We start from the raw sequence: 16706 nt of genomic DNA, 5'->3' as shown, positions 1-16706 counted from the left end.
GCCAGGGAGCCCACGTGTCCGCACGTCTCTTCACGTCCGAGTCCGTCACCGAGGGACACCCGGACAAGATCTGCGACCAGATCAGCGACGCCATCCTCGATGCGATGCTCGCCGAGGACGCCCAGGCCCGGGTCGCCGTCGAGACGATGGTCACCACCGGGCTCGTCCACGTCGCGGGTGAGGTGTCGACGACGGGCTACGTGGAGATCCCGCGCATCGTCCGGGAGACCATCCTGCGCGTCGGCTACGACGGGTCGCAGAAGGGCTTCGACGGCCGCACCTGTGGCGTCTCCGTATCGATCGGCTCCCAGTCGCCCGACATCGCGCAGGGCGTCGACACGGCCCATGAGACTCGGCACGGCGGTGTCGACCCCATGGACAAGCAGGGTGCCGGCGACCAGGGGCTGATGTTCGGCTACGCGTGCGACGACACCCCCGAGCTCATGCCGCTGCCCATCTACCTCGCCCACCGCCTGTCGGAGCGCCTGACCCAGGTGCGCAAGAACAACGAGCTCGCCTACCTGCGCCCCGACGGCAAGACCCAGGTGACCATCGCCTACGAGGGCGACAAGGCGGTCCGGCTCGACACGCTGGTCCTGTCGACGCAGCACGCTCCCGACGTGTCGCTCGAGGGGATGCTCGAGCCGGACATCAGGGAGCACGTCATCGCGCCGGTCCTCGAGGAGCTGCACGCCGGGGGGAGCGACCTCGACGTCTCGACCTACCGCACCTTGATCAACCCGACCGGGCGCTTCGAGATCGGCGGCCCGATGGGCGACGCCGGCCTGACCGGTCGCAAGATCATCGTCGACACCTACGGTGGGATGGCCCGGCATGGTGGTGGCGCCTTCTCGGGCAAGGACCCGAGCAAGGTCGACCGGTCCGGTGCGTACGCGATGCGGTGGGTGGCCAAGAACGTCGTCGCGGCCGGCCTGGCGCGGCGCTGCGAGGTCCAGGTCGCGTACGCGATCGGCAAGGCCCAGCCGGTCGGGCTCTACATCGAGACGTTCGGCACCGAGACCGTGCCGGTCGACCGGATCCAGGACGCCATCGGCATGGTGTTCGACCTGCGTCCGGCGGCGATCGTCGACGCGCTCGACCTGCTCCGCCCGATCTACGGCCCCACGGCGGCGTACGGCCACTTCGGCCGCACCAAGGCGGATGGGGTGGACAACGCCTTCACCTGGGAGCGGACCGACCGCATCGAGGCCCTGCGGGCCGCTGTCGCCAGCTGACACTAGATTCGCCCTCGTGGGCGACGACACCTCTGCGCCGCGACCGGCCCTCGGGCCGGTCGCTGCAGTTGTCGTCGACACGCCGCTCGCCCACCTCGACCGGGTGTTCGAGTACGCCGTTCCCGACGAGCTGGCCGCAGACGCCGTGCCCGGCGCCCGGGTGCGGGTGCGCTTTGCCGGTCGGGACCTCGAGGGGTTCCTCGTCGAGCGGCGCGCGGAGGCCGAGCACGAGGGGCGCCTGACGCCGCTGCGCAAGGTCGTCAGCGCGGAGCCCGTCCTCACACCGGAGGTTCTCACGCTGTGCCGGGCGGTGGCCGACCGATACGCCGGCACGCTCAGCGACGTCCTTCGCCTCGCCGTGCCCAGACGTCACGCCACGGCGGAGCGCAACCTCCCGCTCCTGCCGCCGACGCCGAGGTCGTATGCCGCTGAGCCGGCTCCCGACGAGCCGTCGAGCCCCGTGGCGTGCGGGGTTGACGGCGGCCCCTGGGCCGACTATCCCGCTGGTCGTGCCTGGCTGCGTCGCGTGGCAGCCGGCGAGGGCCCTGCCGCGGCGTGGCTGGCGCTGCCGACCAGGGACCGGGACAGCGACTGGCCGGAGGCGCTCGCCGTCGCGGTCCACGCCGCCCTGACGGGTGGGCGGGGAGCGGTTGTCGTGGTCCCGGATCATCGCGACGTCGACCGCGTCGACGCGGCCCTGGTCCGCCGTCTCGGTCCAGGACGGCACGTCAGGCTGACGGCAGACCAGGGCCCCCAGGCCCGCTACACCGCCTGGCTCAAGGTCCTGCGCGGGCACGTGCGGGTGGCGATCGGCACCCGGGCCGCGGCCTTCGCGCCGGTCCATGACCTGGGGCTGGTGGCGTGCTGGGACGACGGCGACGACCTGCTGTCCGAGCCGCGGGCGCCCTATCACCACACCGGAGTCGTCCTGTCGCTGCGGGCCGAGCAGGCCGGCGCAGCACTGCTCTCGGGCGGCTTCGTCCGCAGCCTCCGGTTGGAGGCCGAGGTCGAGGCAGGCCAGGTCGTCCCGGTGGTCGCCGACCACGACGTCGTCCGCGGCGCGGCGCCGCAGGTCGTCATTGCGGGGGAGGGACTCGATCAGGAGCGGGACGGGCCCGCTGCCCGGGCCCACCTGCCGTCGAGGGCGTGGCGCGTGGCCAAGGACGCCCTGCGCGACGGGCCCGTCCTCGTCCAGGTCCCTCGGCGGGGATACCTGCCGGCCTTGAGCTGCGGTGAGTGCCGGTCCCCGGTGCGGTGCCCGCGCTGCCACGGGCCGATGGCACTGGGCTCCGCCGGCAGCGAACCCCGGTGCCGCTGGTGCAGTGCAGGGCTCGGGCCATCCGGCTTCGAGTGCCGCAGCTGTGGCTCCCGGCGGCTGCGCGCCACGGTCACCGGGGCGCGCCGCACCGCGGAGGAGATCGGGCGGTCGCTGCCGGGCCACCCGGTCATCACGTCCGGCTCCGGAGAGGTGCACGGCTCGGTCGGGCCGGAGCCGGCGATCGTCATCGCGACTCCCGGTGCCGAGCCGGTGGCCGAGGATGGGTATGCGGCGGTGCTGCTCCTCGACGCCTGGGCGAGTCTTGACCTGCCGGTCCTCGACGCGCCGCTGGAGTCGCTGCGCCGCTGGATGGCCGCGGCCGCGCTGGTGCGTCCCGGCCGGCCCGTCGTCCTCGCCGGGGCTCCCGAAGGGGTGACGTTGCCGGCAGTCGAGGCGCTCGTGCGCTGGGATCCCGGGTGGCTCGCGGGCCGAGAGCTCGGCGAGCGACGCGAGCTGGGCCTGCCGCCCGCGGTGCGGATGGCTCAGCTTCGGGGCAGTCGTGCGGCGCTCGAGGCGGCCCTGGCCCAGCTGCGCCTGCCTGCTGAAGCCCAGATGCTTGGCCCGATGCCGCTCGGCACGTGGTCCCACAGTGGCACTGGTAGCGGCGACGGTGGCTCGGACGATGACCCGGGCAGCTGGCACGCGCTGGTGCGCGCTCCGCTGGAGGTGACCGCGGAGCTGACTGACGCGCTGGCCGCGCTCAGGGCCCTCCGGTCGGCGCGCAAGGAGGGCGATGTCGTCACGGTCCGCGTGGATCCGGTCGATGGCTGGTAGCCGCGCCACGCCCCCCACCCTCGCTACGGCCCCCACCCCTCACGATCGAGTGAACAGCTTCTGGGGTCGCATGGCACAGTGACGCCATGGACACCCGCGAGTTCGACATCGTCCTCTACGGTGCGACCGGCTTCGTCGGCGCCCTGACGGCCCGATATCTGTCGCAGCAGGCCGGGACCGCGCGGGTGGCGCTGGCTGCGCGATCGCGCTCGCGACTCGAGTCCGTCCGGGATCGGCTGGACGAGAACGCCGCCGACTGGGAGCTGATCGAGGTCGACGCGATGGACGCCTCCGGACTGGACGCCCTGGCGGCACGGACCCGTGTCATGGCGACGACCGTCGGGCCGTTCGCCGTGCACGGCAAGGAAGTTGCCCGCGCCTGCGCCGACGCCGGGACGCACTATGCGGATCTGACGGGAGAGGTGCTCTTCGTCCGCTGGACGATGGACACCCTCTCGCGACGAGCCGCCGAGACGGGCGCTCGCCTCGTCCACGCCTGCGGCTACGACTCCGTTCCGTCGGACCTCGCGGTCCACCTGCTGGCTCGACGTGCCGCAGAGGACGGCGAGGGCACCCTGGGGGACACGCTCCTCGCGGTGAAGTTCGCATCGGGTGGCTTCAGCGGCGGCACCGTCGACTCCGCCCGTCAGCAGGCCATCCTCGTCCGCGAGGAGCCCGAGACCCGGCACGTGCTCGCCGACCCGTACGCGCTCAGCCCGAGGCGCGCCGAGGAGCCGACGAGTGCGTCCCGGCGTCCCGGGGGTCTCGCCGGACTGCTCCGCAAGGTGATGCCGGTCGACCGCGACCCGGCCAGCGGACGCTGGAACGGGCCCTTCGCCATGGCGGGCTTCAACACCAGGGTCGTTCGCCTGTCCAACACGCTGACGGACTGGTCCTACGGACGGGAGTTCCGATATCGCGAGGTCGTCGACTTCGGCAAGGGCCCGCTCTCCCCGGTGCTCGCCGCGGGGATGGCGATCGGGCTGACCGGTGGGCTGGCCGGCCTGTCCTGGGCGCCCTCACGCGCGGTCCTCGACCGGCTCCTGCCCAAGCCGGGCGAGGGCCCGAGCCGGGAGCAGATGGCGGCCGGACGGTTCCTCATGGAGACCAGGACGACGACCACGACCGGAGCCCGGTACGTCGCCCGCGTCGGGGCGTCGTACGACCCGGGCTACACCGGAACGGCCGTGATGCTCGGCGAGAGCGCGTTGGCTCTCGCACTTGACGAGGACCGCCTGCCGCACCGCGCGGGAGTCCTGACCCCGGCCACGGCGATCGGAGACGTTCTCGTCGAGCGGTTGCGGGCGCAGGGCTTCACCCTCGAGGTTGAGCGCCTGCCGTGACAGCCGGCCCGACTGCTGGCCCTTGGCGGGCCGCCCAGCAGCGACACCTCCCGGTCGAGTGTGCCGTGCGCATCGCCAAACGTTGGTCGAGTGTGCGCTGGGCCTCGCCATGATTGGTCGAGTGTGCACTGGACCTCGCCACGATTGGTCGAGTGCGCAGTTGGCATCCCCCGCGACGGATGCCAAGTGCACACTCGACGGGGGGCGCAGAGCCAAGTGCGCACTCCACGGGGAGGGCGCGGCGGGGTACTGCCCCCTCGAGGTTGAGCGCCTGCCCTGAGGCGCAGGTGAGGCCCACCTAGACTTGGTCTTCGGCGCCCGGCGTGGGCGCCTGCGACCCTCGAGGACTGACACCTGTGGCGATCAAGGACATCCGCCTCTTCGGAGACCCGGTGCTGCGCACCCCGGCGGTCGAGGTCGTCGACTTCGACAAGGAGCTGCGGACGCTCGTCAAGGACCTCGAGGACACCATGCTCGACGCGCCCGGCGCCGGTCTGGCCGCCCCGCAGATCGGGGTCGGGCTTCGGGTCTTCACCTACTTCGTCGACGACGTCGTGGGGCACCTCGTCAACCCCTTGCTCGACCTCTCCGACGAGACCCAGGACGGGCCCGAGGGATGCCTCAGCATCCCGGGTGTCACCGTTGAGACGAGGCGTGCCCTCTGCGTCGTCGCCAAGGGCCAGGACATGCACGGCGAGCCCGTCGTGCTCGAGGGCACGCAGCTGCTGGCCCGGGCGGTCCAGCACGAGACCGACCACCTCGACGGGATCCTCTTCGTCGACCGGCTCGACGCGGAGGTACGCAAGGAGGCCATGCGGGCCATCCGGGAGGCCGAGTGGTTCGGCGAGCCGGCGCCCAGGGTGAAGGTCAGCCCCCACTCGACCTTCGGCCTGGGGATGTGACGTGCGGGTGGTCTTCGCGGGAACGCCGCAGGCGGCGCTGCCGAGCCTCGATGCCATCGCGCAGTCGCGCCACGACCTCGCCGGTGTCATCACCCGCCCCGACGCTCCGGCCGGCCGGGGACGCCGCTTGGAGCCGTCCCCCGTCAAGGTCAGAGCGGGGGAGCTCGGCCTGCCGGTCCTGACTCCCCGCTCGGTCAAGGAGCCCGAGCTCCTCGACCAGCTGCGGCGGCTCGAGCCGGATGCCTGCCCCGTCGTGGCCTACGGCAACCTCATCCCTCAGGTCGCGCTGGACCTCCCGCCGCACGGCTGGATCAACCTGCACTTCTCGCTGCTCCCGGCCTGGCGGGGGGCCGCACCCGTCCAGCACGCGATCATGGCAGGCGACGAGGTGACCGGCGCCTCGACCTTCCGGCTGGAGCGGGGGCTCGACACCGGCCCTGTCTATGGCGTCATGACCGAGACGATCCGGCCGACCGACACGGCCGGCGACCTCCTCGCACGACTCGCCCACGGCGGCGCCGGGCTGCTCGTCGCCACCCTCGACGGCATCGAGCACGGTGACCTCGTGGCCAGACCGCAACCAGCCGAAGGGATCTCCCATGCCCCCAAGGTCGAGGTCGCCGACGCCCGCGTCACCTGGGCCAGGCCGGCCCGGGCCATCGACCGGCTCATCCGCGGCTGCACGCCGGCGCCGGGGGCCTGGACGACGTTCCGGGGCGAGCGACTCAAGCTCTTGCCGGTCGCCATCGCTGCTCCCGACGAGGTGCCGGGGCATGGCACGCTCGAGCCCGGCACACTCCTGGTGACGAGACAGGCCGTCTTCGTCGGCACGGGAACCCTGCCCGTCCGGCTCGGCATCGTCCAGGCCCACGGCAAGCGGCCGATGCCCGCTCCGGACTGGGCGCGAGGCACCCGCATCGAGGCAGGCGAGGGACTCGCCGATGAGTGACGAGGGGCGCCGTGGCGGACGGCAGCGACCACCGGACCGAGGCCGGAATGCCCGGCACCGGTCGGTGCAGCGGCCGTCGGAGCGGGCGCGGCGCACCGATCCGGCCCGGCTGACCGCCTACACCGCCATGCGCGAGGTGGCCCAGGGCGCCTATGCCAATCTGGCGCTCCCGATGTTGTTGCGCGAGAAGCGGATCCACGGGCGGGACGCCGCCTTCGCCACGGAGCTCGTCTACGGGGCGACCCGAATGTCCGGTCTCTACGACGCCGTCGCCGCCCATGCCGCCGACCGCCCCGTCGACAACATCGACCCGCGCGTCCTCGACACGCTCCGGCTCGGCGCCCACCAGCTGCTCGGCATGCGCGTGCCGACCCACGCGGCGGTCGACGAGACCGTCGCGCTCTCCCGGCAGGTGAACGGCGCGGGTGCCTCAGGCTTCGTCAACGCGGTGATGCGACGCGTCAGTGAGCGCAGCCTCGAGGAGTGGCTCGAGGTCGTCACGGCTGACGTGGACGACCCGCTCGAGGCCCTCGCGATCCGCACCTCACACCCGCTCTGGGTCACCAAGGCACTCCGCGCGGCGCTCATCGGACATGGCCGGGCCACCGCCGACAGCGTCGACGGCGAGCTGGGTCGCCTGCTCGAGTCGGACAACGCAGCACCCAGGGTCTCCCTCGCGGCGCGGCCGGGACTGGCGAGCGTGGCCGAGCTGGTCGACGCGGGCGCCGTCGCGTCCACGACGAGCCCGGTCGGCGCCGTGCTCCCCGAGGGCGACCCGGGCGCCATTCCCGCCATCCGAGAGGGACGAGCCGCTGTCCAGGACGAGGGGTCCCAGCTGGTCGCCCTGGCCCTCGCGACCGCGGAGGTAGGTCACGACGCCATGACCTCCGAGCGATGGCTGGACCTCTGTGCTGGTCCGGGCGGCAAGGCGGGCCTCCTGGGCTCGATCGCCGTGCAACGGCGGATCCCCTTCATCGCCAACGAGGTGAACCAGACGCGCGCACAGCTGGTCCGCCAGACGCTGACTGCAGCGACTGCGGCTGCACGCGCCGCTGGCAGCACGATCGAGGTTCATCACGGCGACGGGCGCGAGATCGGGGAAGCGAGCCCGGCGGCATACAGCCGCATTCTCATCGACGCCCCGTGCACGGGTCTGGGCGCCCTCCGCCGACGACCCGAGGCTCGGTGGCGGCGCAGTCCCAAGGACGTCGCCGCCCTGGCCGGGCTGCAACGTGAGCTGCTCGCCTCCGGCATTGACGCGACGATGCCGGGCGGCGTCATCGCCTACGCCACGTGCACCCCGCACCTCAACGAGACCCGCTTCGTCGTGCAGGACGTCCTCAAGAAGCGCGACGACGTGGAGCTGGTCGACGCGCGCTCTCTGTTTGTCGATGCTGAGGGCGCCGTGCTCCCCGAGCTCGGCGACGGCCCGTACGTCCAGCTGTGGCCCCACGTGCACGGGACCGACGCGATGTTCGTCGCCCTGCTGCGCAAGCGCTAGACCGCCGAAATCAGCCCAGATCAGCCGAGATCAGCCGAGGTCACCGTCCGCGGAACACGGGTCGTCGGCCCTCCCGCCGTGCCGCGTCGGCCTCGGCAGCATCCGCACTCGTGAAGCAGGCGAGGAACTCGGCCCGCAGCTCGGGGTCGTCGTCGGGCAGGTGCGAGTTGAGCACCCGTTTGGCGTAGGCCAGGGAGAGCGGGGCCAAGCCGGCGAGGTCGTGGGCGAGGGCGATCGCGTCGGTCAGGTCTCCCTCGCGCTGGACCAGCCCGCACGCGAGCGCTGCGGGGAGGTCGAGGGTCTCCGCGGCGAGCAGGATTCCGCGAGCGTGACCCCCGCCGACGAGGTCGCTGAGCCGCCGGATCGTCCACGGGTCGACGGCGAGGCCGTTGCGCGCCGTCGGCACGGCAAACCGTGCCGCGACGCTGGCCACTCGCAGGTCGCACGCGGCGGCGAGCTGGGTGCCGCCACCGATCGCCGGACCGTTCACCGCGGCGATCACCGGTATGGCCGACCCGGTGATCGCGCGCAGCATGCCGTAGTGCGCCTCGAGGAACTCCTCGCCGTAGACGCCGTCCAGGTCGGCGCCGGCGCAGAACGTCGACCCGGCGCCGGTGAGGACGATGGCCCGAGCTCGCGTCGCGCCTTCCCGAACGGCGGAGTCGAGCGCTCGGCAGAGACCCCGGCTGAGCGCGTTGCGCTTCTCCGGGCGGTTCAGGGTCATGACGAGGACGTCCCCGTCGAACGCCTGGATGACGGGGTCGCTGCTGGGTCCGCTGCTCGGATCGCTGCTCATGGATCGATCCTGCCGTGTCGGCCGCCAGGCGGAGCACCCGCGCGGCCCCAGCCGCTCGCCGAAGAAGGCGAGGACCCGCGCGTGATTCCCGGGATCTCGTGCACGAGCACCACGCCCGGCCCGCTGCCCTTGCGGTAGGTGTCGTGGGTCTTTCCCACGCGCCGTGTGGCTGCCGCGGGTCCATCGACCAGGCCACTCATGCGGGCCTCGTGGCGCAGGAGCGGGACCCTAGGCTGGGCCCGTGCAGATCTCCCCGAGCATCCTGTCGGCCGACTTCGCCAACCTCGAGCGCGAGCTGAAGCGGGTCGCCAACGCGGACTGGGCCCACGTCGACGTCATGGACGGTCATTTCGTGCCGAACCTGACCATCGGCCTGCCCGTCGTCGAGGCGCTCGTCAAGGTCAGCCCCATCCCGGTCGATGCGCACCTGATGATCGAGGACCCGGACCGGTGGGCGCCGATGTACGCCGAGGCGGGGTGTCGGTCGGTGACCTTCCACATCGAGGCTGCGCGTGATCCCCGATCCCTCTCCCGAGCGCTGCGGGCGGCCGGCGCGAGAGCGGCGATGGCGGTCAAGCCGAGGACGGACTTCGCGCCCTATGCGGACCTGCTGCCCGAGCTCGACATGGTGCTCGTCATGACGGTCGAGCCCGGCTTCGGTGGACAGTCCTTCCTGGCCGACCAGATGCCGAAGGTCCGCCAGGTCCGCGAGGCCGTCAAGCGTCATGGCGGGGAGATCTGGGTCCAGGTCGACGGCGGCGTCAGCGCGGACACGATCGAGCAGTGCGCCGAGGCGGGAGCCGACGTCTTCGTCGCCGGCTCGGCGGTCTATGGCGCCGAGGACGCCGCCGCCGCGGTCGACGAGCTGCGCGCTCTGGTCACGTCGCACACCCACTGAGCCCAGCGGCATACGACACCTTCCAGCGTGGTGGCCGTCACGCGGACGGGGGGTGGGAGTTGCCGAGGTCACGGTGCATACTGGTGACTACGTGCTCCGGGGTCGGTGTAATTCCGAGCCGGCGGTGACAGTCCGCGACCCGACCACTCACCACGCTTGACGAGTGGCCGGTTGACCTGGTGGAACTCCAGGACCGACGGTGAAAGTCCGGATGGGAGGCAGCACGAAACAGACTGACGTCTGTGGTGGTTCGCGCACCCAGATCGGGAGGGCGGAGCACGGCAGCGACAGCTGTGGAGGTTCCCCGGAGTTCGTCCGAGCAGCACCACGAACTCCAAGGACGAACACCACATGCAGTCACTAGCTCTCGCAGACGAGACGAAGAACGTCTTCCAGCAGGCCATCGACGCCGCGATCCCCGTCGGGCCCTACCAGCTGCACTGGATCGAGCTCATCGCCGTGCTCATCGGCGTCGCCTCGGCCTGGTTCGGCATGAAGCGCCGTGTCTGGGCCTGGCCCGTCGGCATCCTCGCCAACGTCATGCTCTTCTTCGTCTACCTCGGCGCGCTCTTCGGCGCCGACGAACGCGTCCCACTCTTCGGCCAGGCCGGGAGGCAGGTCTTCTTCATCCTCACCAGCATCTACGGCTGGTGGCGGTGGACGCAGGTGCGCCGGCTGAACCATGCCGACGACGCGACCGGCGCCGCGATCACGCCGCGCTGGGCGACGGCGCGCGAGCGCACCGCCGTGGTCGGCTTCTGGCTCGTCGGCACCGTCATCGTGCATCAGGTCTTCGTGTCGCTGTGGAGCCTCGCACCGAACCCGTTCTGGACGCCGCAGTGGTGGTTCTTCTGGTGCGACGCGTGGATCTTCGTCGGCTCCATCGTGGCCACGTACGCCATGGCCCGCGGCTGGAACGAGTTCTGGCTCGCGTGGATCGGTGTCGACCTGGTGGGAGTGCCGTTCGGCTTCGCGACCGGCTACGTGCCGACGGCCGTCCTCTACGTCTTCTACGGGCTGTTCGTCGTCTACGGCTTCACGCAGTGGGTCAAGGCGTCGCGGACCGAACACCGCGACCTCGAGCCGGTGCTCGTCACCGCCCGCGGGGCCTGAGCGATGGCTGCCGCCAACGCTGCCAACGCCGACGCCGCCGACGCCGCCGACGCCGCCGTCAACGCCATGGACGTCGCCTTCATGCGGCGCGCCCTGGACCTGGCCACGAGGGGATCGTGGCCGGACCCGAACCCCCGCGTCGGGTGCGTCATCGTCGACCCGGCCGGCGGGCTCATCGGTGAGGGCTGGCACCGCGGTGCAGGCACGCCCCACGGCGAGGCTGCGGCGCTGGCCGTCGCTGGCGACCGGGCCCGCGGTGGCACGGCCTACGTCTCCCTCGAGCCGTGCGCCCACACCGGACGGACCGGTCCGTGCGCTGACGCGCTCGTCGCGGCCGGGGTCTCCCGGGTCGTCTACGGGCAGGACGACCCCAACGGCGATGCGGCCGGAGGTGCTGAGGTCCTGCGCGCGGCGGGGGTGGAGGTGGTGGCCGGGGTCCTGGCGGACGAGGCCGCTGCCCTCAACGAGCGCTGGGCGCAGACGATCGCGCTGGGCCGACCGCTCGTCACGTGGAAGTTCGCCGCCACCCTGGACGGGCGCAGCGCCGCGGCCGACGGCACGAGCCAATGGATCACCAGCGAGGAGGCACGGGCCGACGTGCACGCACTCCGGGCGTCACGCGACGCCATCCTCGCGGGCACGGGCACGGTCCTCGTTGACGATCCCGCACTGACCGTGCGGACGGGACGTGGCCGTATGCCGCTGGGCACGCCTGCGGGCGCACAGCCACTTCGCGTCGTGGTCGGGTTGCGTGACGTGCCCGCCTCGGCCCGGATCCATGAGGGGCCTGGCGAGGTCCTTCAGATCCGCAGCCGTGACCCGCATGAAGTCCTGGCGGCATTGTGGAACAAGGGAGTCCGTGACGTCTGGCTCGAAGGCGGCCCGAGGCTCGCGAGCGCCTTCCTCCGAGCCGGGCTCGTCGACGAGGTCTATGCCTACCTCGCACCAGCCTTCCTCGGCGCGGGACGTCCGGCCGTGGGGGATCTCGGCATCACGTCGATGGAGGGGATCAGGCGACTGGCCCTGGGGGACGTGCGGCGCGTCGGCGCGGACCTTCGGATCCACGCGACCACCGCGTACCCGGTCGACGTACCCGTGAGCGGCAGGGCCGGCGCCCGTACGTCGAGCCTCGTGGGAGTGGGGAAGGCGGGATAACCATGTTCACAGGGATCGTGGAGGAGCTGGGGACCGTCGGGTCCATCGAGCACGGAACCGAGTCGGCCGTACTCCGGATCGAGGGACCGCTCGTCGCCAGCGATGCGGTCCATGGTGCGTCGGTCGCGGTGAACGGCGTGTGCCTCACCGTGACCGGCCATGATGCTGACGGGTTCAGCGTCGATGTCATGGCCGAGACGCTGAGTCGGTCCGGCCTCGGCTCGCTGCGAACGGGTGACCGCGTCAACCTCGAACGCGCGATGGCGGCGTCGAGCCGGTTCGGTGGGCACATCGTCCAGGGCCATGTCGACGGTACGGCCACCATCACCGAGCGCACCCCCGGCGACCGGTGGGAGGTGGTGACGTTGAGCCTCCCGGGCGCACTGGCCCGTTACGTCGTCGAGAAGGGCTCGATCACGGTGGACGGCGTGTCACTGACGGTGTCGGCAGTCGGACCGGCGACCTTCTCCGTCTCGCTCATCCCGACCACCCTCGAGCTGACCACGCTGGGCCGCAAGGAGGTCGGCGACCGGGTCAACCTCGAGGTGGACGTCCTGGCGAAGTATGTCGAGCGCCTGCTCGCGCACGGGCAGGGCGCAGCCGGCGCCGCTGCCACCAAGGAGGAGTCATGACCGCCGCCCTGTCGACGATCGAGGAGGCCCTCGAGGCGATGCGGGTCGGTCGACCGGTGCTCGTGCTCGACTCCGAGGACCGCGAGAACGAGGGTGACCTCGTCCTGGCCGCCCATACCGCCTCGGAGGAGTGGATGGCCTGGGCGATCCGGCACACGTCCGGCTATCTCTGCGCCCCGATGCCGAACGACGTGGCCGACCGGCTCGAGCTGCCGCTCATGGTCTCGGACAACCGCGACCCCCTGCGCACCGCCTACACGATCTCTGTCGACGCCGCCACCGGCGTGACGACGGGCATCAGCGCCGCGGACCGGACCCGCACCGTCCAGGTCCTCGCCGACCCCGCCTCCGAGCCCACCCATCTCATCCGCCCCGGTCACGTGCTGCCCCTGCGGGCCCGACCGGGTGGCGTGCTGACCCGGGCCGGGCACACGGAGGCCGCGGTCGACCTGACCCGCCTCGCCGGCCTGCCACCCGTCGGGGTCATCGGCGAGCTGGTTCACGACGACGGCCGGATGATGCGCTACGACGCGGTGGTCGCCCTCGGACGGGAGACGGGACTGCCCGTCGTCACGATCGAGCAGCTCATCGCGTGGCGCCAGCAGCACGACCGGGTGGAGCGGCTCGCGACGACCATGATCCCGACGCGCCACGGCACCTTCACGGCTCATGGCTACCGGGACACGCTGACCGGGGACGAGCACGTCGCCCTGGTGAGCCCGCGGGGGCTGACGGGCACCAGGCCCGGGGCCCCGACCCTGGTCCGGCTCCATTCGGAGTGCCTGACCGGTGACGCCTTCGGGTCGCTCCGGTGCGACTGCGGACCCCAGCTGCAGGCATCGCTGGCCCGGGTCGGCCGGGAGGGCGGGGTCGTGGTCTACCTCGGCGGCCATGAGGGTCGCGGCGTCGGCCTCGTCGACAAGCTGCGGGCCTACGCCGAGCAGGATCGTGGTGCGGACACGGTCGACGCGCAGACGGCCCTCGGCCTCCCGGTCGACGCGCGCGAGTACGCAGCCGGGGCCGCGGTGCTCCATGACCTCGCTGCGACGCGCATCGTGCTGCTGACGAACAACCCGGACAAGGTGGCGGCGCTGCGACACTTCGAGATCGACGTCGTCGCCGTCGAGCGGCTGCACACCGAGGCGGCACCCGAGACCGAGCGCTACCTCGTGACGAAGCGCGATCGGCTCGGGCACGACCTGCCGGCCGTCCTCCGCGCCAAGCCCGAGTCCGCCTGAGAGGAGACCTCGCATGAAGGACGGAGCACCCACGCTCACCGTCGACGGCCGTGGCCTCAAGGTCGCCGTCGTCGCTGCCAGCTGGCACGAGCAGGTCATGAACGGCCTGCTCGACGGGGCTCGTCGAGGACTCGCCGACGCGGGCGTCACGGATGTCAGCGAGGTCCGCGTCCCGGGCACGTTCGAGCTCGCCGTGGCGTGCTCCGCGCTCGCCGCTCGCTACGACGCCCTCGTCGCACTCGGCGTCGTCATTCGCGGCGGCACCCCGCACTTCGAGTACGTCTGTCAGGCGGCGACGACCGGCATCACGGAGGTCTCGGTGCGCACTGCCACCCCGATCGGCTTCGGCGTGCTGACCTGCGACACGGAGCAGCAGGCGATCGAGCGCGCAGGCCTGCCCGGCTCGAAGGAGGACAAGGGCCACGAGGCCGCGACGGCGGCAGTCGCCACTGTCGCCGCCCTCCGGGACCTCCGCTGACCCTGCGCCCAACGCGGATCGAGGTATCGGGTCGCCCTCCGGAGCGAACGAACACCTCGAACCGCGAGCGATACATCGAACCGAAAGGCGGCTGGGTGGCCACGGATCGGGCGGGACTGAGCCCAGCGGCATACGGAAGTACGCTCTTGGCCGTGAAGAGCTTTGAGCAGCTGTACGCCGAGCTGGCCGAGAAGGCCGCGACGCGCCCTCAGGGGTCGGGGACGGTCGCCGCACTCGACGCCGGCGTCCACGCGATCGGCAAGAAGATCGTGGAAGAGGCGGCCGAGGTGTGGATGGCCGCCGAGTTCCAGTCGACGGCCGAGGCCGCCGAGGAGATCAGCCAGCTGCTCTACCATCTCCAGGTCCTCATGATCGCCAAGGGCATCACGCTCGACGACGTCTACGCCCACCTCTGACCGCACCGAGGACCCAACAATGCTGCGAATCGCCGTGCCCAACAAGGGCTCCCTCTCTGATGCGACCGTCGAGATGCTCCGGGAAGCGGGCTATCGCACCCGGCGCGACGCCAAGGAGCTCGTCGTCGCGGACCCGGACAACGACGTCGAGTTCTTCTACCTGCGTCCCCGGGACATCGCGGTCTACGTCGGGTCGGGGACCGTCGACGCCGGCGTCACCGGCCGTGACCTGCTCCTCGACTCCGGGGCGACCGCCCTCGAGGTGATGACCCTCGGTTTCGCCGCATCGACCTTCCGCTATGCCGCGCGGCCCGGCAAGGTCACGACGGTCGAGCAGATCGCCGGGAACCGCGTCGCCACGTCCTACCCGGGACTCGTGCGCGCCGACCTCGCCAAGCGCGGGATCGCCGCCGAGGTCGTTCGTCTCGACGGCGCGGTCGAGACGGCGATCACCCTGGGCGTGGCCGACGTCATCGCGGACGTCGTCGAGACCGGGACCACGCTGCGCCAGCAGGGCCTGGAAGTCTTCGGCGAGCCGATCCTGCGCTCCGAGGCCGTGCTCATCCGGGGCGACCGACCGGGGGAGCAGCAGGCGACGTCCGTGCTCCAGCGCCGGCTCGCGGGCGTCATCACCGCCCGGACGTACGTCATGCTCGACTACGACTGCCCGAAGGATCTCGTCGCCAGGGCGACCCAGCTGACGCCGGGGCTCGAGTCACCCACCGTCTCGCCGCTCCAGGACGAGGCGTGGGTCGCGGTGCGTGCCATGGTTCCGCGTCTGGGGCGCAACCGCCTCATGGACGAGCTGTACGACCTCGGCGCGCGGGCGATCCTCGTCACCGACATCGCGGCGTGCCGACTGTGAGCGACACACCGACGAGCACCCCCGCGGCTCTGGCACCGTTCCGGCCCAGGCGCGGCCGGGTCGTCGCCCTCGGCGTGGTGTGGGGTTCGTTGCTGCTCTTCGGCCTGATCGCCGTGATCATGCCCGAGCAGGATGGTCGCTGGGGTGTGCCGGACCGGATCATGCTCTTCGGGCTCGGCGTCGTCATCGCTGCCCTGGCCTGGCGGTACGCCTCGATCGTCGCCACCCCGAGCCGCCAAGGGATCACGGTCCGCAACCTCGTGCTGAGCAGGACCCTCGAGTGGCCGGAGATCGTCGGGATCCAGTTCGGCGGGGGCGAGCCATGGGTCAGCCTCGACCTGCAGGACGGCGACACCCTCGCGGTCATGGCCATCCAGAAGGCCGACGGGGAGCTCGCCGGCCGCGAGGCCTCCCGGCTCGCCGCGCTGGTCCAGGCGTTCGGTGAGTCCCGCGACGCGCCCTCGTGATGAGCCCCCAGCCGACGGCCGACGAGATGCGCCACGCACTCGGCCACTTCGCGACGGGGGTCACCGTCGTCACCGGCACGACCTTGGACGGTGACCCCGTGGGTTTTGCGTGCCAGTCCTTCGCCTCCGTGTCGCTCGACCCACCCCTCGTGCTGTTCTGCGCCGACCATCGCGGCCGCTCCTGGCCGATCATGCGCGACACCGGACTGTTCACCGTCAACGTCCTCCACCACGAGCAGCACGACATTGTCGAGCGCTTCGGGTCGCCGTCCGGCGCTCGGTTCGACGGGCTGGACTGGTATCCCTCTGCAGACGGCGGGCCCAGCCTGGCCGACGCCCTGACGCGCATCCACTGCTCCGTGGAACAGGTGCATGTCGCCGGCGACCACGACGTCGTCATCGGACGCGTGCTCAGCCTCGACGACACGGGTGCCGGCCGCCCGATGCTGTTCTACCGTGGCCAGTTCACCGTCACGGAGAGGATCGCTGAGGCGGAGGGCCCCGAGGCCGACGACTACTGGGGCTGAGCGGCGGCGCCACCGGCGCCAGCTTCCGCGCCGCTCCAATCCAGCACGGGCTGCCAAGAGGCGGACGCGCCTGCCGGCGGCGCCCGACGGTGGGTCGCG

General features: G+C 71.9%; 17 protein-coding genes and 1 riboswitch. Of the genes, 16 read left to right on the top strand and 1 reads right to left on the bottom strand.

Features of this window, described 5'->3' with window-relative positions; translation table 11 throughout:
* Positions 1 to 14 precede the first annotated feature (14 nt).
* The 6 genes from metK to VJN29_RS09910 all read left to right on the top strand — a co-directional run bounded on the left by metK (position 15) and on the right by VJN29_RS09910 (position 8022).
* Entirely contained in the window at positions 15 to 1235 is a 1221-nt protein-coding gene (metK, locus tag VJN29_RS09935) for a methionine adenosyltransferase (protein WP_324143467.1), read from the top strand.
* Between the two features lie 16 nt (positions 1236 to 1251).
* Positions 1252 to 3327: a primosomal protein N' gene (locus tag VJN29_RS09930; protein WP_324143466.1), complete on the top strand. Its 2076-nt coding sequence runs from the start codon at positions 1252 to 1254 to the stop codon at positions 3325 to 3327.
* A gap of 86 nt (positions 3328 to 3413) precedes the next feature.
* A complete protein-coding gene (locus VJN29_RS09925) occupies positions 3414 to 4670 on the top strand; it encodes a saccharopine dehydrogenase family protein (protein WP_324143465.1) in 1257 nt (418 codons plus the stop codon).
* A gap of 356 nt (positions 4671 to 5026) precedes the next feature.
* The gene (def, locus tag VJN29_RS09920) at positions 5027 to 5572 is read left to right on the top strand and encodes a peptide deformylase (RefSeq protein WP_324143464.1); all 546 of its coding nucleotides are present in this window, start codon (positions 5027 to 5029) and stop codon (positions 5570 to 5572) included.
* Between the two features lies 1 nt (position 5573).
* Entirely contained in the window at positions 5574 to 6521 is a 948-nt protein-coding gene (fmt, locus tag VJN29_RS09915; protein WP_324143463.1) for a methionyl-tRNA formyltransferase, read from the top strand.
* On the top strand, positions 6514 to 8022 hold the full coding sequence (locus VJN29_RS09910) for an RsmB/NOP family class I SAM-dependent RNA methyltransferase (protein WP_324143462.1): 1509 nt from the start codon (positions 6514 to 6516) through the stop codon (positions 8020 to 8022). Before fmt ends, VJN29_RS09910 begins: the two co-directional genes overlap by 8 nt.
* A gap of 40 nt (positions 8023 to 8062) precedes the next feature.
* Here VJN29_RS09910 and VJN29_RS09905 read toward each other — a convergent pair whose 3' ends face one another.
* The gene (locus VJN29_RS09905) at positions 8063 to 8818 is read right to left on the bottom strand and encodes an enoyl-CoA hydratase (protein WP_324143461.1); all 756 of its coding nucleotides are present in this window, start codon (positions 8816 to 8818) and stop codon (positions 8063 to 8065) included.
* A 241-nt stretch (positions 8819 to 9059) separates the two neighbouring features.
* Between VJN29_RS09905 and rpe the strand changes: the two genes are divergently transcribed.
* The 10 genes from rpe to VJN29_RS09855 all read left to right on the top strand — a co-directional run bounded on the left by rpe (position 9060) and on the right by VJN29_RS09855 (position 16607).
* Positions 9060 to 9716: a ribulose-phosphate 3-epimerase gene (gene rpe / locus VJN29_RS09900; protein WP_324143460.1), complete on the top strand. Its 657-nt coding sequence runs from the start codon at positions 9060 to 9062 to the stop codon at positions 9714 to 9716.
* Between the two features lie 88 nt (positions 9717 to 9804).
* Positions 9805 to 9944: riboswitch (FMN riboswitch) on the top strand.
* A 123-nt stretch (positions 9945 to 10067) separates the two neighbouring features.
* On the top strand, positions 10068 to 10829 hold the full coding sequence (pnuC, locus tag VJN29_RS09895) for a nicotinamide riboside transporter PnuC (RefSeq protein ID WP_324143459.1): 762 nt from the start codon (positions 10068 to 10070) through the stop codon (positions 10827 to 10829).
* A 3-nt stretch (positions 10830 to 10832) separates the two neighbouring features.
* Complete coding sequence (gene ribD, locus VJN29_RS09890) at positions 10833 to 11984, top strand: bifunctional diaminohydroxyphosphoribosylaminopyrimidine deaminase/5-amino-6-(5-phosphoribosylamino)uracil reductase RibD (protein ID WP_324143458.1); 1152 nt, start codon at positions 10833 to 10835, stop codon at positions 11982 to 11984.
* Between the two features lie 2 nt (positions 11985 to 11986).
* Positions 11987 to 12616: a riboflavin synthase gene (locus VJN29_RS09885; protein ID WP_324143457.1), complete on the top strand. Its 630-nt coding sequence runs from the start codon at positions 11987 to 11989 to the stop codon at positions 12614 to 12616.
* A complete protein-coding gene (gene ribB / locus VJN29_RS09880) occupies positions 12613 to 13854 on the top strand; it encodes a 3,4-dihydroxy-2-butanone-4-phosphate synthase (protein ID WP_324143456.1) in 1242 nt (413 codons plus the stop codon). The genes VJN29_RS09885 and ribB overlap by 4 nt, the downstream gene beginning before the upstream one ends.
* Positions 13855 to 13867: 13 nt before the next feature.
* Positions 13868 to 14332, top strand: coding sequence for a 6,7-dimethyl-8-ribityllumazine synthase (gene ribH, locus VJN29_RS09875; RefSeq protein WP_324143455.1), 465 nt, complete (start codon positions 13868 to 13870; stop codon positions 14330 to 14332).
* Between the two features lie 152 nt (positions 14333 to 14484).
* The gene (locus VJN29_RS09870; RefSeq protein ID WP_324143454.1) at positions 14485 to 14748 is read left to right on the top strand and encodes a phosphoribosyl-ATP diphosphatase; all 264 of its coding nucleotides are present in this window, start codon (positions 14485 to 14487) and stop codon (positions 14746 to 14748) included.
* A 19-nt stretch (positions 14749 to 14767) separates the two neighbouring features.
* Entirely contained in the window at positions 14768 to 15613 is an 846-nt protein-coding gene (gene hisG / locus VJN29_RS09865; RefSeq protein ID WP_324143453.1) for an ATP phosphoribosyltransferase, read from the top strand.
* Positions 15610 to 16080: a PH domain-containing protein gene (locus tag VJN29_RS09860; RefSeq protein WP_324143452.1), complete on the top strand. Its 471-nt coding sequence runs from the start codon at positions 15610 to 15612 to the stop codon at positions 16078 to 16080. The genes hisG and VJN29_RS09860 overlap by 4 nt, the downstream gene beginning before the upstream one ends.
* Complete coding sequence (locus VJN29_RS09855) at positions 16080 to 16607, top strand: flavin reductase family protein (RefSeq protein WP_324143451.1); 528 nt, start codon at positions 16080 to 16082, stop codon at positions 16605 to 16607. The genes VJN29_RS09860 and VJN29_RS09855 overlap by 1 nt, the downstream gene beginning before the upstream one ends.
* Positions 16608 to 16706: the final 99 nt, after the last annotated feature.

Source organism: Intrasporangium sp. (assembly GCF_035280925.1).
GTDB lineage: Bacteria > Actinomycetota > Actinomycetes > Actinomycetales > Dermatophilaceae > Intrasporangium.
The sequence above is the reverse complement of the archived record's forward strand: the minus strand, read 5'-3'. Positions and strand labels throughout refer to the sequence as shown.